The 19,931-nt window shown below is 55.5% G+C and carries 22 protein-coding genes; 12 read left to right on the forward strand and 10 right to left on the reverse strand.

Annotated elements, in window-relative coordinates:
* The first annotated feature begins 248 nt into the window (after positions 1–248).
* Positions 249–959 (forward strand): YnfC family lipoprotein, encoded by a 711-nt coding sequence (locus RTX96_RS03050; RefSeq protein ID WP_312670096.1) that lies wholly within the window; start codon positions 249–251, stop codon positions 957–959.
* A 2-nt stretch (positions 960–961) separates the two neighbouring features.
* On the opposite strand, the gene RTX96_RS03055 is transcribed toward RTX96_RS03050, so the two are convergent.
* Positions 962–1,303: a DUF1283 family protein gene (locus RTX96_RS03055; RefSeq protein ID WP_103820967.1), complete on the reverse strand. Its 342-nt coding sequence runs from the start codon at positions 1,301–1,303 to the stop codon at positions 962–964.
* A 91-nt stretch (positions 1,304–1,394) separates the two neighbouring features.
* Between RTX96_RS03055 and RTX96_RS03060 the strand changes: the two genes are divergently transcribed.
* The 4 genes from RTX96_RS03060 (at position 1,395) to RTX96_RS03075 (ending at position 6,080) form a co-directional block, all read left to right on the forward strand.
* Positions 1,395–1,736, forward strand: a complete 342-nt coding sequence (locus tag RTX96_RS03060) for a YnfA family protein (RefSeq protein ID WP_312670097.1) — start codon at positions 1,395–1,397, stop codon at positions 1,734–1,736.
* A 108-nt stretch (positions 1,737–1,844) separates the two neighbouring features.
* Positions 1,845–3,059 (forward strand): D-mannonate dehydratase ManD, encoded by a 1,215-nt coding sequence (gene manD / locus RTX96_RS03065; protein WP_312670098.1) that lies wholly within the window; start codon positions 1,845–1,847, stop codon positions 3,057–3,059.
* A 60-nt stretch (positions 3,060–3,119) separates the two neighbouring features.
* Complete coding sequence (locus RTX96_RS03070; protein WP_103820970.1) at positions 3,120–4,454, forward strand: MFS transporter; 1,335 nt, start codon at positions 3,120–3,122, stop codon at positions 4,452–4,454.
* A gap of 159 nt (positions 4,455–4,613) precedes the next feature.
* On the forward strand, positions 4,614–6,080 hold the full coding sequence (locus RTX96_RS03075) for a mannitol dehydrogenase family protein (RefSeq protein ID WP_312670099.1): 1,467 nt from the start codon (positions 4,614–4,616) through the stop codon (positions 6,078–6,080).
* Positions 6,081–6,187: 107 nt separating this feature from the next.
* Here the strand turns inward: RTX96_RS03075 and RTX96_RS03080 are convergent, their stop codons facing one another.
* Both RTX96_RS03080 and ydfG read right to left on the reverse strand, forming a co-directional pair.
* Positions 6,188–6,874, reverse strand: a complete 687-nt coding sequence (locus tag RTX96_RS03080; protein ID WP_103820972.1) for a GntR family transcriptional regulator — start codon at positions 6,872–6,874, stop codon at positions 6,188–6,190.
* A gap of 90 nt (positions 6,875–6,964) precedes the next feature.
* Positions 6,965–7,711, reverse strand: coding sequence for a bifunctional NADP-dependent 3-hydroxy acid dehydrogenase/3-hydroxypropionate dehydrogenase YdfG (gene ydfG, locus RTX96_RS03085; RefSeq protein ID WP_312670350.1), 747 nt, complete (start codon positions 7,709–7,711; stop codon positions 6,965–6,967).
* A gap of 86 nt (positions 7,712–7,797) precedes the next feature.
* Here ydfG and dcp point away from each other — a divergent pair, with 86 nt between their 5' ends.
* Complete coding sequence (dcp, locus tag RTX96_RS03090) at positions 7,798–9,843, forward strand: peptidyl-dipeptidase Dcp (RefSeq protein ID WP_312670100.1); 2,046 nt, start codon at positions 7,798–7,800, stop codon at positions 9,841–9,843.
* 62 nt (positions 9,844–9,905) lie between these two features.
* Here dcp and RTX96_RS03095 read toward each other — a convergent pair whose 3' ends face one another.
* A complete protein-coding gene (locus RTX96_RS03095) occupies positions 9,906–10,268 on the reverse strand; it encodes a hypothetical protein (protein WP_312670101.1) in 363 nt (120 codons plus the stop codon).
* Between the two features lie 332 nt (positions 10,269–10,600).
* Between RTX96_RS03095 and RTX96_RS03100 the strand changes: the two genes are divergently transcribed.
* Together RTX96_RS03100 and RTX96_RS03105 are read left to right on the forward strand one after the other, a co-directional pair.
* On the forward strand, positions 10,601–10,777 hold the full coding sequence (locus tag RTX96_RS03100; RefSeq protein ID WP_165570675.1) for a hypothetical protein: 177 nt from the start codon (positions 10,601–10,603) through the stop codon (positions 10,775–10,777).
* A 195-nt stretch (positions 10,778–10,972) separates the two neighbouring features.
* Positions 10,973–11,329: a hypothetical protein gene (locus tag RTX96_RS03105; protein WP_103820974.1), complete on the forward strand. Its 357-nt coding sequence runs from the start codon at positions 10,973–10,975 to the stop codon at positions 11,327–11,329.
* Between the two features lie 143 nt (positions 11,330–11,472).
* Here the strand turns inward: RTX96_RS03105 and ftrA are convergent, their stop codons facing one another.
* Positions 11,473–12,459, reverse strand: a complete 987-nt coding sequence (gene ftrA / locus RTX96_RS03110; RefSeq protein WP_103820975.1) for a transcriptional regulator FtrA — start codon at positions 12,457–12,459, stop codon at positions 11,473–11,475.
* A 79-nt stretch (positions 12,460–12,538) separates the two neighbouring features.
* Between ftrA and RTX96_RS03115 the strand changes: the two genes are divergently transcribed.
* Complete coding sequence (locus tag RTX96_RS03115) at positions 12,539–12,937, forward strand: rhodanese-like domain-containing protein (RefSeq protein ID WP_103820976.1); 399 nt, start codon at positions 12,539–12,541, stop codon at positions 12,935–12,937.
* Positions 12,938–13,100: 163 nt separating this feature from the next.
* Positions 13,101–14,204 carry a cobalamin-independent methionine synthase II family protein gene (locus RTX96_RS03120; protein ID WP_103820977.1) on the forward strand — a complete coding sequence of 368 codons (1,104 nt, stop codon included), beginning with the start codon at positions 13,101–13,103 and terminating at the stop codon, positions 14,202–14,204.
* 33 nt (positions 14,205–14,237) lie between these two features.
* Here the strand turns inward: RTX96_RS03120 and ydeE are convergent, their stop codons facing one another.
* Positions 14,238–15,434, reverse strand: coding sequence for an efflux MFS transporter YdeE (gene ydeE, locus RTX96_RS03125; RefSeq protein ID WP_103820978.1), 1,197 nt, complete (start codon positions 15,432–15,434; stop codon positions 14,238–14,240).
* A 189-nt stretch (positions 15,435–15,623) separates the two neighbouring features.
* Between ydeE and eamA the strand changes: the two genes are divergently transcribed.
* Positions 15,624–16,520, forward strand: coding sequence for an O-acetylserine/cysteine exporter (gene eamA / locus RTX96_RS03130; protein WP_103820979.1), 897 nt, complete (start codon positions 15,624–15,626; stop codon positions 16,518–16,520).
* Positions 16,521–16,564: 44 nt separating this feature from the next.
* Here eamA and marB read toward each other — a convergent pair whose 3' ends face one another.
* Genes marB through marR form a run of 3 tightly spaced genes read right to left on the reverse strand, consistent with a single transcriptional unit; the run spans position 16,565 to position 17,634 of the window.
* Positions 16,565–16,768 (reverse strand): multiple antibiotic resistance protein MarB, encoded by a 204-nt coding sequence (marB, locus tag RTX96_RS03135; protein ID WP_103820980.1) that lies wholly within the window; start codon positions 16,766–16,768, stop codon positions 16,565–16,567.
* Positions 16,769–16,807: 39 nt separating this feature from the next.
* Positions 16,808–17,182 carry an MDR efflux pump AcrAB transcriptional activator MarA gene (gene marA / locus RTX96_RS03140; RefSeq protein ID WP_103821041.1) on the reverse strand — a complete coding sequence of 125 codons (375 nt, stop codon included), beginning with the start codon at positions 17,180–17,182 and terminating at the stop codon, positions 16,808–16,810.
* Between the two features lie 17 nt (positions 17,183–17,199).
* Complete coding sequence (gene marR / locus RTX96_RS03145; RefSeq protein ID WP_103820981.1) at positions 17,200–17,634, reverse strand: multiple antibiotic resistance transcriptional regulator MarR; 435 nt, start codon at positions 17,632–17,634, stop codon at positions 17,200–17,202.
* A 241-nt stretch (positions 17,635–17,875) separates the two neighbouring features.
* On the opposite strand from marR, the gene RTX96_RS03150 reads away from it, so the two are divergent.
* Positions 17,876–18,547 (forward strand): MarC family NAAT transporter, encoded by a 672-nt coding sequence (locus tag RTX96_RS03150; protein ID WP_103820982.1) that lies wholly within the window; start codon positions 17,876–17,878, stop codon positions 18,545–18,547.
* 92 nt (positions 18,548–18,639) lie between these two features.
* On the opposite strand, the gene RTX96_RS03155 is transcribed toward RTX96_RS03150, so the two are convergent.
* The gene (locus RTX96_RS03155; RefSeq protein ID WP_103820983.1) at positions 18,640–19,848 is read right to left on the reverse strand and encodes a sugar transporter; all 1,209 of its coding nucleotides are present in this window, start codon (positions 19,846–19,848) and stop codon (positions 18,640–18,642) included.
* Positions 19,849–19,931 lie beyond the last annotated feature (83 nt).

Here is a 19,931-nt window from a genome sequence, read left to right on the forward strand (position 1 = left end):
TCCATCTGGTATACAAGATGGAATTCAAATAGCAAGCGGCGTGCCAGTTTTTAATGTATTGTTAAATAATAATATTTTAATAATTTTACGTGGCGGCGAGGTTATGGCTGCACCCGGCCTGCGCAGCGTTGAGCAAAAAAGGTGCGCGTGGTCACGGTTAGGCTGCACAGGTAATACAAAGGGATGATGTTACATAAATTACTGAATTTGCTAAGATGCTTTAATAGGGTGCAACGGGTGGGAAATTTATGAAAAAGTTAATGATGCTGGCGGCGGTGGCGGCAGCGCTGACCGGATGCGATGACGGCAAAGCGCCGGTGTCGTTTACGCCGGAGATGGCCAGCTTCTCCAATGAGTTTGACTTTGACCCGCTGCGTGGCCCGGTGAAAGATTTTAGCCAGACGCTGCTCAATGAGAAGGGTGAAGTATCAAAACGCGTAACCGGCTCGCTCTCGCAGGAGGGCTGTTTCGATACGCTGGAGCTTCACGACGTGGATAACAATACCGGACTGGCTCTGGTGCTCAATGCCAACTTCTATGTTGATGCTGTAACCCATGAGAAGCGCCTGCGCTTGCAGGGTAAATGCCAGCTGGCGGAGTTCCCCTCGGCGGGCGTAACCTGGGATACGGATGAGAAGGGGTTTGTGGTCCTTGCCCGCGGCAAGGAGTTACAGATTAACTACCAGTACGATGCGGAAGGGTATCCGCTCGGTAAATCGACCACCAGCAAGGAGATGCATCTGTCCGTGGAATCAACGCCCTCAACGGACAGACGCAAAAAGCTCGACTATACCGGCGTCAGCACGCTGAACGATAAGCCTATCGGCAGCGTGAAGCAGGCCTGTGAATACGATCGTCATGACAACCCGGTGAGCTGCTCATTAACCATCGTGGATGAAAGCGTGACGCCTGCCGTTGAGCATAAGTACGCAATCAAAAATACGATCGCCTACTACTAAGGTTACTGCCCGATTGGCCGCCCGGTGCGGCGGTCGAGGCAGCGCAGCGTATTCTCTTCCCAGTAGGCGTTAACATTGGCGCTCTTTTGGCAATTATCGCGAGCGTCGAAGGCCACATCAGCCTTATCAAACTCTTTTTCCACGCGCGTGTTCACCTTGTGGCGCAGATTGCGGGTGTCGTTCCACTGCTCTTTTTCCATCGCGGCCTGCTGGCGGCTCTGGGCACTGTCGCCGGACTCAATGATAAGCTTATTGGTATCGGCATTGGCTGCGGCACTCATCATGCCAGCACTTAGCGTCAGCATAGCCGCCAGGCACAGGCGTTTACTAAAGGTCATGTTCATTGTTATTCCTTGTTTCGCCAGGGAGGACGTGGCTCCGGTCTCACGTTATTCTACACCATTCTTCTTAGACGATATAAGGCCGTTATCTTTAATGTTTAATACCGCCGTTCTTAATACCACGCTGCTCTTTTTTATTACCGCGTTATGCGAGATTGTCGGCTGCTTTCTGCCCTGGCTGTGGCTGAAAAGGGGAGCAAGTCCGCTGCTGCTGATCCCAGCCGGCGTGGCGCTGGCGGCTTTTGTCTGGCTACTAACGCTTCATCCCGCCGCCAGCGGACGCGTTTACGCCGCCTACGGCGGGGTCTATGTCTGCACCGCGCTAATCTGGCTGCGGGTCGTGGATGGCGTCAAGCTCAGCGTTTATGACTGGCTGGGTGCGCTGGTAGCGCTCTGCGGGATGCTGATTATCGTGGCAGGATGGGGGCGCGCATAGCGCCTTTTTTTGTGATCCAGGGACAGTTTTACGATCATCATACTTGTATGGTAGTAGCTCAGTTGCGTAGATTCTCTCCATCGCAACCGAGATGTAAAGGATCAGAAGATGAAGATTGTAGGGGCTGAAGCATTTGTTACCTGTCCGGGGCGCAATTTTGTCACCCTAAAAATTACCACCGACGAGGGGATTGTCGGTCTGGGCGATGCCACGCTGAACGGGCGTGAGCTCTCCGTAGCGTCCTATCTTAGGGATCACCTCTGCCCGCAGCTGATTGGCCGCGATGCACATCGCATCGAAGATATCTGGCAGTTCTTCTACAAGGGCGCTTACTGGCGTCGTGGTCCGGTCACCATGTCCGCTATCTCGGCTATCGATATGGCGCTGTGGGATATCAAAGCCAAAGCGGCCAACATGCCGCTCTATCAGCTGCTGGGCGGTGCCTCCCGTGAAGGGGTGATGGTCTACTGCCACACCACCGGCCACAGCATTGACGACGTGCTGGAAGATTACGCCCGCCATAAAGAGATGGGGTTCAAAGCCATTCGCGTTCAGTGCGGCGTGCCGGGAATGAAAACTACCTACGGTATGTCTAAAGGTAAAGGGCTGGCCTACGAGCCTGCCACCAAAGGCCAGTGGCCGGAAGAGCAGCTCTGGTCAACGGAGAAGTACCTCGACTTCACGCCGAAGCTGTTTGACGCGGTACGCAGCAAGTTTGGCTTTAACGAGCACCTGCTGCACGACATGCACCATCGCCTGACGCCCATTGAGGCGGCGCGCTTCGGCAAGAGCATTGAAGAGTTCCGCATGTTCTGGATGGAAGATCCGACCCCGGCCGAGAACCAGGCGTGCTTCCGCCTGATCCGCCAGCACACGGTAACCCCAATCGCGGTAGGTGAAGTCTTCAACAGCATCTGGGACTGTAAGCAGCTGATCGAAGAGCAGCTGATTGACTATATCCGCACCACCATTACCCACGCGGGTGGCATTACCGGCATGCGCCGTATCGCCGACTTCGCCTCGCTCTACCAGGTGCGTACTGGCTCTCACGGCCCGTCGGATCTCTCGCCGATCTGCCATGCGGCGGCGCTGCACTTCGACCTCTGGGTACCGAACTTCGGCGTGCAGGAGTACATGGGCTACTCCGAGCAGATGCTGGAGGTCTTCCCGAATAGCTGGACCTTCGACAACGGCTATATGCACCCCGGCGAGAAGCCTGGTCTCGGCATAGAGTTTGACGAGAAGCTGGCGGCGAAATATCCCTACGATCCTGCCTACCTGCCGGTAGCCCGCCTCGAAGACGGCACGCTGTGGAACTGGTAAGTTTTAACGACACACGGTCAGAAAGTTAATTAACCCTATACCCTACATAGGTACATATTTATGGTTAGTTCAGTTGATATTAAAAACGGCGTAGATAATAAACCCATCATTCGCCGGGTTGCCTCTGCCTCGGCAATTGGTACCGCTGCTGAATATTATGATTTCTTTGCCTACGGTACCGCTGCGGTACTCTTTTTCGGGCATCTGTTTTTCCCCAGCAGCGATCCGTTAATTAGTACGCTGGCCGCGTTTGCTACCTACGCGGTGGGATTTTTAGCAAGACCGTTAGGCGGAATTGTGTTCGGTCATATTGGCGATAAGGTTGGCCGCAAAAAAGCGCTGGTTATTACTATCTTAATCGTTGGCTTGGGTACGTTCTGTATTGGGCTGTTACCGACCTATGAAAAAATTGGTATTTGGGCACCGGTACTGCTTATTTTCATTCGTGTGCTGCAAGGGTTTGGTGTTGGCGGCGAGCAGGCCGGGGCAGTGCTGATGACGGCGGAATATTCAGAGCCGAAACACCGCGGCTTTTTCGCCAGCTGGGTACAGATAGGCGCACCGGTGGGCTTTCTGCTGCCGTTAGCGTTGTTTGCGCTGCTTAATGCAACCCTCTCTCCGGAAGCGATGATGGACTATGGCTGGCGTATTCCGTTCCTGTTGAGCCTGTTGCTGGTGATCGTTGGCCTGTTTATCCGCCTGAAAATTGATGAGTCGCCGGTATTCGCTCAAATTCGTGAAACCAAAGCCGAAGAGTCGCGTCCGCTGGTGGAAGTTATTCGCGACTTCCCGGGGATCGTTATTAAAGGCGTCTGTGCCAAGCTGATTGAAGCCTGTACCTTCGCGATGTTTACCGTCATCGTCCTTGCCTACGGTAAGGCTAATAATCTCGATGCCAATATTCTGATGGAAACCATGATTGTAGCGGTCATTCTGGAGATCTTTGCCATACCGTTGATGGGTTCCCTGTGCGATAAGATTGGCCGCAAGCCGGTTTATATTATGGGCGCGCTGCTGCAGGTGATTATGATTGTTCCCTTCTTCCTTGCAATTAATCAGGACAGTTTCTGGTTAACGCAGCTGGTAATGATCCTGGTTCTCAGCGTAGGGCATAGCATGTGCTACGCGCCACAAGCCTCCTATTTCCCTGAGCTTTTCCCAACGCATATTCGCTGCAGCGGTATCGCACTGATCTGGCAGATGGGGTCGCTAATCGGTAGCGGTATCCTCGGCTTAGTCGCAGTGAAGATCCTACAGGTCACTGAAGGGCACTATTACGGGCTGGCTACCTATGTGGCTGTTCTGGGCGTCATCTCGGTGATTGGCCTGCTTATGATGCCGGAAACGGCGCCGCAGCGGTTAAAACGTGAATATCAGCAGTGGCAAAAGCATTAATTCACTCTCTCATTCCCTCTGGCGGCAAGGAGGCCGCCTGTCACATAACTTCCCTATGATGTTATACCAATTGCAAAAAGCTTAATTCAGGTCAAAGCATACAACCATACAAGCGTTACTCTCAACCTGTCCCGATCTTAATAAACCATAGGTTATATAATGCAAAACACGCTCTTAACGGCAAAGGCTACGCTGCCTGGCTACGATCGCACCAAACTGGTTCCGCGTATCGTCCATTTAGGTTTTGGTGCATTTCACCGCGCCCATCAGGGTGTCTACACGGATATCCTGGCGGCAGAGCATAACAGCGACTGGGGATACTGCGAGGTCAACCTGATCGGCGGTGAGCAGCAGATTGCCGATCTTAAGCAGCAGGATAACCTCTATACCGTGGCGGAGATGTCCGCCGATGCCTGGACCGCGCGGGTGGTTGGCGTAGTTAAACGCGCACTGCACGCCCAGGTCGACGGGCTGGAAACCGTTTTTGCCGCCCTATGCGAACCGCAAGTAGCGATTGTTTCTCTGACCATTACCGAGAAAGGCTACTGCCATGCGCCTGCCACCGGTGAGCTGATGCTCGATCACCCGCTGATCGTCGCCGATCTGCAAAACCCGCAGCAGCCGAAATCCGCACCGGGCGTCATTGTTGAAGCGCTGGCCCGCCGTAAGGCCGCTGGCTTGCCAGCCTTCACCGTGATGTCCTGCGATAACATGCCGGAAAACGGTCACGTGGTGCGCAACGTGGTTTGCGCCTACGCCCGCGCGGTAGACGCTGAGCTGGGAGAATGGATCGCGCAACACGTCACCTTCCCATCAACGATGGTGGACCGCATCGTTCCGGCGGTGACTGCCGATACGCTCGACAAAATCGAGCAGCTGACCGGCGTACGGGATCCGGCGGGCGTCGCCTGCGAGCCGTTCCGGCAGTGGGTGGTGGAGGATAACTTCGTTGCCGGACGTCCGGAATGGGAGAGGGCGGGTGCGGAGCTGGTCACCGACGTGGTGCCGTTCGAAGAGATGAAGCTGAGAATGCTCAACGGTAGCCACTCTTTCCTCGCTTATCTCGGCTATCTGGCCGGTTACCAGCACATTAACGAGTGTATGGAGGATGAAAACTACCGCCTCGCCGCGCATGTGCTGATGTTAAACGAGCAGGCGCCGACGCTGAAGGTGAAGGGCGTCGATCTGGCTCACTATGCGGATCTGCTCATTGCCCGCTACAGCAACCCGGCGCTGCGCCACCGCACCTGGCAGATTGCAATGGACGGTAGCCAGAAGCTGCCCCAGCGTATGCTGGACTCCGTGCGCTGGCATCTGGTGCACAAGAGCGATTTCTCTCTGCTGGCGCTGGGCGTGGCGGGCTGGATGCGCTACGTCGGCGGCGTTGATGAACAGGGGCAGGCAATTGAGGTCAGCGATCCGCTGCTGTCTACAATTCAGCAGGCGGTTAACGGCAGCGAAGAGGGCGAACCCCGCGTAATGGCGCTGCTGGGTATCGAAGCGATCTTTGGCAAAGAGCTGCCGCAGGAGCGTGCTTTTGTGGAGCAGGTGCAGCAGGCCTATCAGCAGCTGCTGGCGCAGGGGGCGAAAGCCACCGTGGCGCAATACATCCAAAGTCAGCGTTAAATTGTAGGTCGGGCAAGCGAAGCGCCGCCCGACATAGCCGCATCAGCCCGTTACGCCGGGTGGCGGCTTAACGCCTTACCCGGCCTACATCTCACCACAGCCGATGACTACTCCTCGCTAAACCAGTCGCTGTTCTCCTGGCGGATTAGCTGTACCGTCTCGCCAATCTCCTCCAGATGCGCCGTCATCGCTTTATCCACCCCCTCAACGTCATGCTTCGCCAGTGCGTCAAAGATGGCCTGATGCTGGCGCAGCAGCTTCTCGGGCGGGGAGACGTGATCGAGACTCATATAGCGCACCCGGTCGATGGTTGCCTTGATGTTTTCCACCGTATCCCACGCCAGCTGGCAGTCGGCAATCAGCGCCAGCTTCTGATGAAACTCGTCGTCAAGCTGGAAAAAATCATCAAGCTGCTTGTGGTCGATAGCGATCCGCTGCTGGTGGAGGTTCTGCTCCAGCTGATAGCGCTGGCTGTCGGTGATCAGCGTCGCGGCCCGACGGGCGACGGCGCACTCAATCGCCTGGCGGACAAAGCAGCCGTTGCGGACCTGAGTCATGGAGATCTTATTTACGTAGCTGCCGCGCTGGGGGCGGATCTGAATAAGGCCATTCTCAGCCAGCTTAATAAAGGCTTCACGAACCGGCTGGCGCGAGACGTCAAATCGCACCGACACCTCTTTCTCCGACAACGGTGTGCCGGGGGGGATCAGGCAATGTACGATATCCTGGCGCAGGATACGGTAAATTTGCTGATTGACGGGCAATACAGGATTAAGGTGGGTTTCGACGGCCATGCGCTCATACTTAATAGAATAGTGACTGGCCTACCATACCATCTATTTGATCTGCATCCCATACCCGGCCCGCAGGCCGGGAGGGAAATATCAGCTGCGATGTACGCTCAGGCCAGCCCAGGTTTGGCTAACCGGCATCATCTCTAGCGTATTGATGTTAACGTGTTTCGGCAGAGTCGCGACCCACCAGACGGCTTCAGTGACATCCTCTGCGCTCAACGCGTTGGTATTTTCGTAGGTTTTGCCGGCTTTATCATCGTCGCCTTTAAAGCGTACGTTGGAGAACTCCGTTCCGCCGACCAGACCCGGCTCGATATTCGTTACCCGCACCGCCGTACCATGCAGATCGGTACGCAGGTTAAGGCTGAACTGCTGTACAAAGGCCTTGGTGGCGCCATAGACGTTACCGCCCGCATAGGGCCAGCTGCCTGCGGTTGAGCCGATATTGATGATATGGCCGCGGTTGCGCTCCACCATCCCCGGCAGCACGGCGCGGGTCATATAGACCAGCCCCTTATTGTTGGTATCGATCATTGTCTCCCAGTCTTCGACGTTGGCCTTATGCGCAGGCTCAAGGCCCAGCGCCAGTCCGGCGTTGTTGACCAGCACGTCGATATCGCGCCACTCGGCAGGGAGGGAGGTCAGCGCCTGTTCGATAGCGGCGCGGTTGCGTACGTCCAGCTGCAGGGTCAGAACGCTATCGCCCAGCTCATCTTTCAGGCTCTGCAAACGCTCCTGACGACGGCCGGTAGCAATCACTTTATGACCGTTCTCAACGAAACGGCGGGTAATACTTTCGCCAAACCCTGCCGTTGCCCCGGTTACTAAAATAATCATCATTCTGTTCCTCAACGCTTTTTGTGTGTTATTACGATAGCATGGGTTAAGAGCCTGCGGTAAACGACAATGTTTAAGGAGTTGAAATGTCGGTAACAAATCCTTTATTACGCGAAAGCACGCTGCCTTATCTGGCTCCGCGCTTCGATATGATTGACGATAGCCACTATCGTCCCGCCTTTGACGAAGGGGTAAGACAAAAGCGCGCTGAGATCAGCGCCATCGCTCAGGCGACGACACCGGCGGATTTCAATAACACCATTCTGGCGCTGGAGCAGAGCGGGCAGCTACTGACGCGGGTCGCCAGCCTCTTTTTTGCCATGACCTCCGCCCACACCAATGACTACCTTCAGCAGCTTGATGAAGCCTTCTCTGCAGAGCTGGCCGATCTGGCGAATGATATCTACCTGGATAGCGCGCTTTACTCCCGTATCGATGCCGTCTGGCAACAGCGCCATACGCTTGGGCTGGACGCGGAATCGGTACGGCTAACGGATGTTATTCATCAGCGCTTTATTCTGGCAGGGGCGACCCTCGGTAGCGCTGAGAAGCAGGCGCTAAAAAGTCTTAATACCGAAGCGGCGACGCTCACCAGCCAGTTTAACCAGCATCTGCTGGCGGCGGGTAAAGTGGGTGGCCTGATCGTAGAGAGTGAACAGCAGCTCGATGGCCTGAGCGAGGGGGATAAAGCCCAGGCACGGGCCGCCGCAGAGGAGCGGGGTCTCTCAGACCGCTGGCTTATCCCGCTACTGAATACCACCCAGCAGCCTGCGCTGGCGGCGCTGCGCGATCGTCAGACGCGGGAGCAGCTCTTCAAAGCCGGCTGGTCGCGCACGGAAAAGGGCGATCAAAACGATACTCGTGCTATCGTGCTGCGTCTGGCCCAGATCCGCGCCGAACAGGCCGCGCTGCTGGGGTTCCCGGACTATGCGGCATGGAAAACCGCTGACCAGATGGCGCAAACCCCCGCCGCAGCGCTGACGTTCATGCGCAATATCGTTCCGGCGGCGCGCGCCCGTGCCGAGCAGGAGCTGGCGGATATTCAGCGGGTGATCGACGAGCAGCAGGGCGGATTTAACGCCGAAGCCTGGGACTGGGCGTGGTATGCCGAGCAGGTACGCCGGGAAAAGTTTGCCCTTGATGACGCCCAGATCAAACCCTACTTTTTGCTCAATACCGTGCTGGTTGAAGGGGTGTTCTGGAGTGCCAGCCAGCTGTTTGGCCTCAGCTTCGTCGAGCGGTTTGATCTACCGGTCTATCATCCGGACGTGCGCGTCTGGGAGATTTTTGACGCTGATGGCACCGGCATGGCGCTCTTCTACGGCGACTTCTACGCCCGCGATAGCAAAAGCGGCGGGGCGTGGATGGGGAACTTTGTTGAGCAATCCACGCTGCAAGAGACCCGGCCTGTTATCTACAACGTCTGTAACTATCAGAAGCCCACCGCAGGCGGCCCGGCACTGATTTCATGGGATGATGTCATCACGCTATTCCATGAGTTTGGCCACACCCTGCACGGTCTTTTTGCCAGCCAGCGCTACGCCACGCTCTCCGGAACCAATACGCCGCGTGATTTTGTCGAGTTCCCGTCACAGATCAATGAGCACTGGGCCAGCCACCCCGACGTCTTCGCCCGCTATGCCCGCCACTATCAAACCGGGGAGCCGATGCCGCAGGCGCTACAGGAGAAGATGCATCGGGCTGCGCTGTTCAACAAAGGTTACGATATGACGGAGCTATTAAGCGCTGCACTCCTGGATATGAACTGGCACAGTCTGGCATCAAAAACCGCGGTGAGCGATGTCGCTGCCTTTGAAGCCGAGGTGCTTGAGCGGGAAAAGCTCGGTTTAAGCGCGGTGCCGCCGCGCTATCGCAGCAGCTATTTCGCCCATATCTTCGGTGGCGGTTACGCTGCTGGCTACTATGCCTACATCTGGACGCAAATGCTGGCCGATGATGGCTACCAGTGGTTTGTGGAGCAGGGCGGACTGACCCGCGAGAACGGCCAGCGGTTCCGGGAGGCAATTTTGTCACGCGGGAATAGTTCTGATTTAGCTGAACTTTATCGCGCGTGGCGTGGGCACGATCCGAAGATTGAGCCGATGCTGGTGAATCGGGGGTTGAGCGCGTAGAGTCTACTCAGGCTGGAAACAGAACCGGGCGCGATGCCCGGTTTTTTCTTCCCCAAATGGTTTTATTTCCATTCAAACCTTGTAGTTTGCGGGTTGAAAATGATGGCGGCATATTGCCATTTTTTACCCGTGAGGATCTGTTCAATGCAGTTGGTTGCATAGAGATCGTCTGGCGGGGAAAATTTTGCGTACTCTGACTCTTCAGTAAGCTTAAATTCGTGAGAGATATTTACGGTCTGGTGGCCTTCATCATTCTCACTGCATTGACACGTAACCCTGGCTTCATAGAATTTATCCGGAAGCCCCTCTAGCATACAGCCAGTGGCCCATTGCAAAAGCTGTTCATTTGAATATTTCGGCTGAGCAGTCGGCGTCTCTTGCTGATTGCTTATTAGCCGCTTAAGCGTGTTGAGAAAGGAAAACATGGCACCTCCTTGTTTTTGCAAGCATAGCATAGTAATGCAACCAGTCTGGCGAGATCCATTCTAATGACAACAGTGGCTTGTCGTGCAGGGCCGCTCTCTGCCGCCTCGCTGGTGGGATCGGCGAAGCTTACCTATACTCCAGGTGCAGCAAAAGCTGTCATCCTACCTGGAGTTACCCATGAAAAGCGTTAGCCTGAACGTTTCAAAAGACCAGCCAAAGAATTCCGAAAGGCGGTCAGGGTCTGAGAAATCTGATAACAAAAAACCAAGACAGGATAAAAAGTAGCGTTTCGCTAACATCCTTTACTGCAGTTTATCGTGCTGGAGGTCCTATGTCCGAACGCCCCGATATTCTTGACCCGTTACCGTCTGACCGACCGGACCGGGACGATCCCGACCGTTATCCGCCAGATGATATCGACCCTATTGACCCTGACGATCCCGATTTTGACGATCCAGATATTGATGATCCGGATATCGACGATCCCGATCGCACAAGGCCTCTCTAAGATGAGCCGCCCACGGGCGGCTTTTTGCTGGCCTGGGTTTCATCCTTCTGTCATAAAGGCGCTCTATTTTTGGACCTGATGGAATCAGATGTGGCCTAAACCGCTAATTAAGGTAGTTACATTTTCTTTTTTTAGGAATAATACTATTCGTGGTGGTTTCTGTAGGAAAATTAGGTTGTCAAAATGAAAAGAAAAATGCTGTTATCGTTACCGCTTCTTATCGTGGCTGGGGCGGTATGTACCGGTTTTATGTACAACAATAAACCCGCTTACATTACGAAGGCTGAATCTCGCGTCGACTCCTATCTCTCAAACAGCTATGGTCCAGGGAAATGCGGTATCTCGCCAGCAGAACAGGGTCGTTGGGATATGGAGTGTCAACGCCGGGATGGCAAGCTGGTATTAAAATATGCGGTCTACCCAGCGGATAAAGCACCCTACGCGGTAGCCACAGACTACTATCTGGTAGCGGTAAACGACGAAGCGAAAAAGAGCGCGACCACAGGGTTGATGCGTTATTTGAAAATCGATACGGGTATCCAGAAAGGTTAACCGCGTCGTTTAACCTTTGTTAAGAAATGCTATGCGATGATAAGGCAGATCCGCTATTCCGATTGATCAATCACGGGATATCGTACAGACCAAAATAGATCTATCCATGCAAGCATTTGCCGCCAGTATCACTGGCGGTTTTTTTATGCCTGATGTTTACGGTAGTCGCGGGGCGACACGGCAAAGCGCTGGCGAAAATGGTGGCGCAACGACGCGGCCGTAGCAAAGCCCGCCTGCGCAGCCACCTCCTCCATACTGAGATCGGCGTTCGCCAGCAGCGTTCGGGCACGGGTCAGACGTTCCTGTAAGATCCAGCGCGCCGGAGTGGTCCCCGTCGCCTCATCGAAACGACGCAAAAAGGTCCTTGGACTCATGCCTGCAAGCTTCGCCAGCGATGCCACCGAGTGCGTGGCGGCAAGCTGACTGTGAAGATAATCAAACACCTGCCCGAGCCGCTGGCTCTCACGCGATCTGGCGACCGGCCGGGCGATCTGCTGACTTTGCGAGCCGTCGCGATGGGGCTGCACGACCAGTCGACGAGCAACGTTATTGGCGACGTCGGTACCGAAGTCGAGGCGAACCAGATGCAGACAGAGATCGATTCCTGCTGCGCTTCCCGCCGAGGTAAGTACGCTACCTTCATGATAGTAGAGCGCATCGTCAAGCACCTCGATAGTGGGATAGCGCTCCCGCAGCAGCGGCGTATAGCGCCAGTGGGTAGTGGCCCGCTTTCCGTTAAGCAGTCCGGCCGCCGCCAGCACGAAAACGCCGGAACAGATGGACATGATCCGACAGCCGCGGTCATTAGCCTCGCGCAGCGCCTGACACAATGCCTCCGGTACCGGATTATCCGCGCCGCGCCAGCCGGGAATAATAATGGTGTCGGCCTGCGCCAGCAGCGCTAATCCGCCGTCGGCTACCAGCCGAATGCCTCCCGTAGCGCGCAGTTCGCCCTCATCTACCGATGCCACGGCAAAACGATACCAGTTCTCGCCCAGCTCAGGTCGCGGCAGGCCAAAGATCTCGACGGCAATGCCAAACTCAAACGTGCAGAGGCCGTCATAGGCGACGGCGACCACCAGCGGTCGGGATGAAGGTAAGGTTGTCATTATCCTGGCGTTTTCTGGCATAGCGGTGGGCGGTGGGCCGATGAAGTTTACGATAGCGTAGTGTTAACACAATCGTTAACACAATCAAGGAGAAAGTACCATGAGCTACGTAAGCGAATTTCCCGCCGCCCCCGCTGAGCAAGCCGTTCACCATTTTCTACAGCGCCTGAGCGTTGAAACCGACTGCGCCGACGTCCATCATGCGCTCACTCACCAACAGCAGGATTTTGCTCTGCTGCACGTGGTTGGCAGTGCTGAAGCCTTTGCTAAACGCCATCTGCCTGGCGCGGTGCACCTCCCGCATAGCCAGATGAGCGAGGAGAAAATGCGTGAGTGGCCTGCCGGGACACTGTTTGTCGTCTATTGCGCCGGGCCGCACTGCAACGGTGCCGATCGCGCCGCCCTGAAGCTGGCGCGTCTGGGCCTGCCGGTAAAGATCATGATCGGTGGCATCACCGGCTGGGAAGATGAGGGATATTCATTCGCCAGCGGTGATTAACGTTAGCAACATGAGCATTTTTCACGTCTGGTGAATTATTCTCGGTTGCATCAAGGCGCGGAGTGTGACATATTTTTAGACATATAGCCGTCCAGAAGGCTAAATCGTTTAAATCATGAACTATCACGTCGGGTTATGATTACCCGACGGCAAGGAGATCACCATGCAGCGTCACCACTCCCCGTTCCGCGCCGATGTCGTCGGCAGTTTCCTGCGTCCTGATGCCATTAAGCAGGCACGCATTCAGTTTGCCGCGGGTGAAATCGATGCGGGCCAGCTGCGTGCGGTTGAAGACAGCGCGATCCGCAACGTGGTAGAGCAGCAGTGCGCCTGCGGCCTGCACGTCGTCACCGACGGGGAGTTCCGTCGCGCCTGGTGGCACTTTGATTTCTTTGATGGCCTGCAGGGCGTAGAGCGTTACGATTCCGACGCGGGCATTCAGTTCAACGGTGTCCAGACCAAAGCTCACGGCGTACGCGTGACCGGCAAGCTGGGCTTCGGCGATCATCCGATGCTGGAAGATTTCCGCTTCCTGCAGAGCATCAGCGGCAGCGCTCAGCCTAAGATGACCATCCCTAGCCCGAGCGTGCTGCACTTCCGCGGAGGCCGGAAAGATATCGACAGTACGGTCTATCCGGATCTGGATGCCTATTTTGACGATCTGGCGACGACGTGGCACGACGCTATCCACGCCTTCTATGCAGCTGGCTGCCGTTATCTGCAGCTTGACGATACGGTCTGGGCCTACCTCTGCTCTGACGAGCAGCGCCGCCAGGTTCGCGAGCGCGGAGAAGATCCTGACGAGCTGGCACGCATCTACGCCCGGGTTCTGAACAAGGCGCTGGAGGGCAAGCCGGAGGATTTAACTATTGGCCTGCATGTCTGCCGCGGCAACTTCCGTTCAACCTGGATCTCTGAAGGCGGCTACGAGCCGGTAGCAGAAGTGCTCTTCGGCCAGGTTAACGTCGATGCCTTCTTCCTTGAATATGACAACGACCGCTCCGGCGACTTCGCACCGCTGCGCTTTATCCGTCCGGGCAAGCAGCAGGTCGTGCTGGGCCTGATTACCACTAAAAACGGTGAGCTGGAGAACCCGGAAGGGATCAAGGCGCGCATTCAGGAAGCGGCCCAGTATGTGGATATCAATCAGATCTGCCTCAGCCCGCAGTGCGGTTTTGCCTCTACGGAGGAGGGCAACAGCCTGACCGAGGCCCAGCAGTGGGACAAGGTCCGCCTGGTCACCACCATCGCGGACCAGGTCTGGTAAGCGTTAAAAGGGGCAGGATCCCTGCCCCTTTTTTTATGCTTTTGCCGTACGGAGACCGCTATCCCAGGGTCTGACCTGCATCCCACGCAGCATCATCAGCCAGGCCAGAACGATGATTGCCGCCAGGATAGCAAACAGCGTCCAGCCTGGCAGGGTAGTCAGAATGATGCCGGTGGCAAGTGGATTCATCGCCGCGCCGAGCCAGCCGAGAGCCTGGGCTGAGAAGTAGCTGGCTTTCATCCCCGGCGGGGCAATATGGTCGATCAGCATGTATTCCCCTGGCGCATAGACAATCTCCCCAACCGTAAATACGGCGGCGGAGACGCCCCATAGCCAGAGCTGGCTACCGGAGATCATAAAGCCGAGCAGCCCGATCACGAAGCAGAGCGTACCGATGGCCATCATCGGACGAATATTGCTGGCCTGCAGATAGCGGCCAATAACATACTGGAACATGACGACGATAACAGCATTGACCGGCAGCACCAGCGCTACCACCTTCTGCGCAAAGGCGTTATCGGCTACGGCCATAACATACTGTGAAATGCAGGAGGCAAAGGAGCCACTGACGAATGAGGCCAGCAGGCCGGAGAGGGTAAACCATAGCAGCGCTTTATCGTGAAGCAGAACCGATGGCGACCAGGGCTGGATGATCTCCTCCTCGCTCTTCACCCTGACGCGCTGTACCCAGATCTGAATAAACACCAGCGGGAAGGCGGCACAGCCCGCCGCCAGCCAGAAAGGCAGTTGGCTGCTCTGCATCACCAGCAGCGTGCCCAGCGGTGGGCCGACCGTCCAGCCAATATTCAGAAATGAATAGTTTAGCGAGAACACTTTTGATTTCGCCGCGGGTGGCAGCGTATCGGAGAAGTAAGCTTTCACAACGGTGGCGAAGACCGAGTAAGCGCAGTTAATTACCGAGAAGAAGACCACAACCAGCACCGCATTATGGCTAAGAGGAATGCCGATAAAGCTCAGTACAAACGTGGTGATAGCGATCAGCATGTAGCGCTTTTTATCAAATTTATCAGCGAGAATGCCGAAGCCGAGGCTAAAGAAGACGCCGACGGTCATTGCCACGGTCATGGCGAAACCAACCTGATCTACGGCCATGCCATACTGGCTATTGAGGTAAATCGTCATAAAGGGCAGCGTAGCGCCGCGCCCGATGGTTAACAGCAGTGATGAAGCGAGTAGTGCGATAATGGAGCGTTGCTGAGTTGTGATCATGTTGTATCCGACAGTGCGTAGTTTTTATTTTTGCTTTCGCTATCAGCAATAACATGCCAAAAGCGCACTGTATAGCGACCAGATCTGAGACACCGCACAGGCTGACCTACCGAATATTGTGATCTGTCTCTCGACAGATTTTTAAGATAACGTAAGATTTTTACAAATATTTAAACTTTAGAGGCAGGTATGACGCGGAAAGACGGACTGCTGGCGTTACTGGTGGTAGTTGTTTGGGGGCTTAATTTTGTCGTCATTAAGGTCGGGCTGCATAATATGCCCCCCCTAATGTTGGCAGGTCTGCGCTTCGTGCTGGTGGCCTTCCCGGCGCTGCTGTTTGTCGCCCGGCCAAAGGTGCCGCTGCGCCTGCTGCTGGGCTATGGCCTGACTATCAGCTTTGGTCAATTTGCCTTTCTGTTTAGCGCCATCAAGTTTGGCATGCCCGCCGGGCTAGCATCGCTGGTGTTGCAGGCGCAGGCTTTCTTTACCATCGTCCTCGGCGCGGTAGCTTTCGGCGAGCGGCTTCAGCTAAAGCAGGTGCTAGGAATTACCCTGGCCGTCTTTGGTGTTCTGGTGCTGGCGGAGTCTAGCCTTAACGGTCAGGACGTCACCGTACTGGGCTTTATGCTCACCCTGGCGGCCGCGTTTAGCTGGGCCTGCGGCAATATTTTCAATAAAAAGATTATGCAGCACCCATCGCGCCCGGGGGTCATGTCGCTGGTAGTCTGGAGTGCGCTGATCCCGGTAGTCCCTTTTATGGTCGCCTCGCTAATCTTTGATGGCCCCGCGCTGATGCTGCAAAGCCTGGTGCAGATTGATATCACTACCGTGCTGTCACTGGTCTATCTGGCGTTTGTCGCCACCATCATTGGCTATGGGATCTGGGGAACGCTGCTCGGGCGGTACGAAACCTGGCGCGTTGCGCCGCTCTCGCTGCTGGTGCCGGTGGTAGGAATGGCCAGCGCCGCGTTACTGCTGGGAGAGACGTTGAACGGCCTACAGCTGTTGGGCGCTGCGCTGATCATGGCAGGCCTCTACATCAACATCTTTGGCTTTCGTTTGCGTCGGTCGGTCACGGCGCGTTAAAAAAAAGCCCCGCACGGGGCGGGGCAAGAACGTATTAGCCGTGCTCAGTTGTAGTAGGGCACGCCTAACTCGTCGGATTTATCACTTCCTGAATCCATATGATTAAAGTCAAAAGGTGACCGATCATGGGCGGAAGGCATAATCATCGCGTCGCGCTGATTTTGTTCACTCGGGCGCGACTGCTCCGCAAAGCTGTTGCCAGAAAACAGCACCAGCAGAGTAAGGGCGGCGGAGACGGTAAACTTCATGATTTCCTCGATACGTCTAAATACAGGCGATTAACAGTTTTAATGGTTTAGCGGCAGCAGATAACGGGCTTCACCGTGCATATTAGTAATGCGATACTTATGCGGCGGCACGTCGAAATAGTTTTTAAAGGTTCGGGTCAACGTCTGCTGAGACTCAAAGCCGTAGCGTTCTGCCAGATAGAGAATCGGCTCGTTGCTCTGCTTAAGCTTCTGTGCGATTTCAGTAAGCTTGCGGCTGCGGATATAGTGACCTAACGAGTGCCCGGTCTCTTTCTTAAACATCCGTTGCAGGTGCCATTTTGAATAACCTGAACGCTCAGAGACCTTCTCCAGCGACAGCGGTGACTCCAGGTTATCCTCGATCCAGTCCAATATGCTATGAATAGTAATGGCGTCATTATTGCGTCTGGACATCATTATACCTCTTCTGTTTACGGCAGTATTTTCTTGAGTAAGTACTCAAGGGTTGCCACTTCATCTGCCGTTAAGTTTTTTGTTAGTTCCTGATGCAGGTCTTGCCCCACTAATTTATGGCCTTGCTCACAAAGCGCTGCGCCGTCGGCGGTGAGCTGGATCAGCACGCCGCGCTTGTCATGCGGATTAGGCTGGCGTTCAATCCAGCCTTTGCAGACCAGTCGATCCAACATTCGGGTTAGCGCCCCGAGATCGACAGACAGCACTTTTTTCAGCTCTACCGGCGTAATGCAGCTGGCACAGCGGATAGAGCAGAGCACCTTAAACTGCGTCGCCGTTATATCCAGCGGCGAAAGGTAATCGTTTAATAAGCGATCTTTTTTCTGGTTGACCATATGGATCAAGCGGCCCAGTGGGATAATTTCATTGAACAGGTCACTGGTGCTTTTCACGATGGTTGCCCCGGCAAGTAGATTAGTCACGGCAGATATTATTGCCGGGGCAACTATAAGTCAACTGAATGCATTAACGTATGCCACAATTTGCTAAAACGTTTCATGTATAGATTTTTTGGCAATAAACCGATAATGAATAACTCTCAGTTATACATTGGGTTACCGCATTTCCCACTGCGCATGAAGGGCTTTTGTGCATATAATAGGCGCAACTATCCCGCCTTAAGGAGTACGGCTAATGCAGGATCTGTTCAGAGCAATTGGATTGGGGTTGGTGGTGCTGCTGCCTCTGGCGAACCCGTTAACGACCGTGGCGCTGTTTCTAGGGCTTGCGGGCAATATGAACAAAGCCGAACGCGATCGTCAGTCGCTGATGGCGTCGGTCTACGTATTTGCCATCATGATGGTTGCCTGGTATGCCGGGCAGGTAGTGATGAATACCTTTGGCATCTCTATTCCGGGACTGCGTATTGCGGGCGGGCTGATCGTCGCCTTTATCGGTTTTCGGATGCTTTTCCCCCAACAAAAAGTGCATGAGTCACCAGAGGCCCGCAGCAAAACGGCCGAACTGATCGAGGAACCAGACGCTAATATTGCTTTCGTTCCGCTGGCGATGCCCAGCACCGCCGGGCCGGGAACCATCGCGATGATTATCAGCTCGGCCTCCACGCTGCGTCACAGCTCTACCTTTCCGGACTGGGTGATCCTGGTTGCGCCGCCGCTGATTTTCCTGATTGTGGCGGTGATCCTCTGGGGCTGCCTGCGCAGTTCGGGGGCGGTGATGCGGCTGGTGGGAAAAAGCGGTATTGAAGCCATATCAAGGCTGATGGGCTTTCTGCTGGTGTGCATGGGGGTGCAGTTTATCATTAACGGGGTGCTGGAGATTATCTCCAACTACCCACTCTCATAGTAACGCCCGGTGGCGCTGCGCTTACGCGGGCCTACAAATCCACACCGTGCCCATCGTAGGCCGGGTCAGCGCAGCGCCACCCGGCATAAACGCTATTGGGTCTGCTCTTCAAGCGCAGGGTGCTCTTCCAGCACCGTGGGCCAGCGGCGGAAGATCACCACCGACCACACCAGCGCCGCCAGCGCGGGGACAGCGCCCACGTAACCCACGTTAGCCATCGACCAGTGCAAGCTTACCTGGTTGCCCACCAGCGCGCCCGCGCCGATGCCAAGGTTAAAGATGCCTGAGAAGAGCGACATCGCCACGTCGGTGGCGTCCGGCGCCAGCGACAGAACCTTCACCTGCATACCAAGGCCGATAATCATAATCGCGATGCCCCAGAACACCCCGAGCACGGCGAGGTAGGTTGTGCTGTGCGAGGCGGGCAGCATCAGCACCAGTGAGATCGTGAGAATGGCAATCGCGCCGCTCACCAGCCCCGAGGCATGCTGGTTGCCTAGCTTGCCAAACAGGATACTGCCGATGATCCCTGCGCCACCCAGAATCAGCAGCAGGACGGTAGCGAAGCTGGCGCTCAGTCCCGCCACGTGCTGCACAAACGGCTCGATGTAGCTATAGGCGGTGTAGTGCGCGGTCACGACGACGACCGTCAGCAGGTAGATACTCATCAGGGCCGGACGGCGAACCAGCAGCGGCAGGCTTTTCAGCGAGCCGGAGTGTTCACTCGGCAGTTTCGGCAGCAGCTTCGCCAGGCAGAGCAGGGTGATCAGCGCGCCAAGCCCGATGATAAAGAAGGTAGTGCGCCAGCCAAAGTATTGCCCGACGATGCGGCCTATCGGCAGCCCCAACACCATCGCCAGCGCCGTACCGGTAGCCAGCAGGCTAAGCGCCTGGGCACGCTTGCCCGGCGGGGCCACGCGAATGGCGAGCGAGGCGGTGATCGACCAGAAGATAGCATGGGCAAAAGCAATACCGATCCGGCTTATCACCAGCACGGTGAAGTTCCACGCGAGGAAAGAGAGCACGTGGCTGGCAATGAACAGCACAAACAGCACAATCAACAGCTTGCGCCGCTCTACCTGGCTGGTGAGCAGCATAAACGGCAGCGACAGCAGCGCTACTACCCAAGCATAGATAGTGAGCATAATGCCCACTTCCGGGGTCTGCATCCCGAAGCTGTCGGCGATGTCGGAGAGCAGTCCGACGGGAACAAATTCAGTGGTATTGAAGATGAAAGCCGCAATGGCCAACGTCACGACGCGCAGCCACGCAACCTTGCGTGAAACAGTGTTCGTTGTCATAAGGTTATAGTAGTGTTGATGAGGGGAAAAGATATGGCGATCTTAAAACTTTCATTGGCGAAAATACAGCCATTTTGTGATTT

This window comes from Pseudescherichia sp., from assembly GCF_032052675.1.
Lineage (GTDB): Bacteria > Pseudomonadota > Gammaproteobacteria > Enterobacterales > Enterobacteriaceae > Pseudescherichia.

What these genes read in the sequence shown, in the direction of transcription:
- RTX96_RS03100 (WP_165570675.1), top strand. Translation starts at nt 10,601, where the DNA reads ATGTCCGAACGCCCCGATATTCTTGACCCGTTACCGTCTGACCGACCG.
- dcp (WP_312670100.1), top strand. Translation starts at nt 7,798, where the DNA reads ATGTCGGTAACAAATCCTTTATTACGCGAAAGCACGCTGCCTTATCTG.
- ydeE (WP_103820978.1), bottom strand. Translation starts at nt 15,434, where the DNA reads ATGATCACAACTCAGCAACGCTCCATTATCGCACTACTCGCTTCATCA.
- eamA (WP_103820979.1), top strand. Translation starts at nt 15,624, where the DNA reads ATGACGCGGAAAGACGGACTGCTGGCGTTACTGGTGGTAGTTGTTTGG.
- marA (WP_103821041.1), bottom strand. Translation starts at nt 17,182, where the DNA reads ATGTCCAGACGCAATAATGACGCCATTACTATTCATAGCATATTGGAC.
- RTX96_RS03150 (WP_103820982.1), top strand. Translation starts at nt 17,876, where the DNA reads ATGCAGGATCTGTTCAGAGCAATTGGATTGGGGTTGGTGGTGCTGCTG.
- RTX96_RS03095 (WP_312670101.1), bottom strand. Translation starts at nt 10,268, where the DNA reads ATGTTTTCCTTTCTCAACACGCTTAAGCGGCTAATAAGCAATCAGCAA.
- ftrA (WP_103820975.1), bottom strand. Translation starts at nt 12,459, where the DNA reads ATGCCAGAAAACGCCAGGATAATGACAACCTTACCTTCATCCCGACCG.
- RTX96_RS03155 (WP_103820983.1), bottom strand. Translation starts at nt 19,848, where the DNA reads ATGACAACGAACACTGTTTCACGCAAGGTTGCGTGGCTGCGCGTCGTG.
- RTX96_RS03080 (WP_103820972.1), bottom strand. Translation starts at nt 6,874, where the DNA reads ATGGCCGTCGAAACCCACCTTAATCCTGTATTGCCCGTCAATCAGCAA.
- ydfG (WP_312670350.1), bottom strand. Translation starts at nt 7,711, where the DNA reads ATGATTATTTTAGTAACCGGGGCAACGGCAGGGTTTGGCGAAAGTATT.
- RTX96_RS03070 (WP_103820970.1), top strand. Translation starts at nt 3,120, where the DNA reads ATGGTTAGTTCAGTTGATATTAAAAACGGCGTAGATAATAAACCCATC.
- RTX96_RS03105 (WP_103820974.1), top strand. Translation starts at nt 10,973, where the DNA reads ATGCTGTTATCGTTACCGCTTCTTATCGTGGCTGGGGCGGTATGTACC.
- RTX96_RS03120 (WP_103820977.1), top strand. Translation starts at nt 13,101, where the DNA reads ATGCAGCGTCACCACTCCCCGTTCCGCGCCGATGTCGTCGGCAGTTTC.
- RTX96_RS03075 (WP_312670099.1), top strand. Translation starts at nt 4,614, where the DNA reads ATGCAAAACACGCTCTTAACGGCAAAGGCTACGCTGCCTGGCTACGAT.
- RTX96_RS03115 (WP_103820976.1), top strand. Translation starts at nt 12,539, where the DNA reads ATGAGCTACGTAAGCGAATTTCCCGCCGCCCCCGCTGAGCAAGCCGTT.
- marB (WP_103820980.1), bottom strand. Translation starts at nt 16,768, where the DNA reads ATGAAGTTTACCGTCTCCGCCGCCCTTACTCTGCTGGTGCTGTTTTCT.
- RTX96_RS03050 (WP_312670096.1), top strand. Translation starts at nt 249, where the DNA reads ATGAAAAAGTTAATGATGCTGGCGGCGGTGGCGGCAGCGCTGACCGGA.
- RTX96_RS03055 (WP_103820967.1), bottom strand. Translation starts at nt 1,303, where the DNA reads ATGAACATGACCTTTAGTAAACGCCTGTGCCTGGCGGCTATGCTGACG.
- RTX96_RS03060 (WP_312670097.1), top strand. Translation starts at nt 1,395, where the DNA reads ATGTTTAATACCGCCGTTCTTAATACCACGCTGCTCTTTTTTATTACC.
- manD (WP_312670098.1), top strand. Translation starts at nt 1,845, where the DNA reads ATGAAGATTGTAGGGGCTGAAGCATTTGTTACCTGTCCGGGGCGCAAT.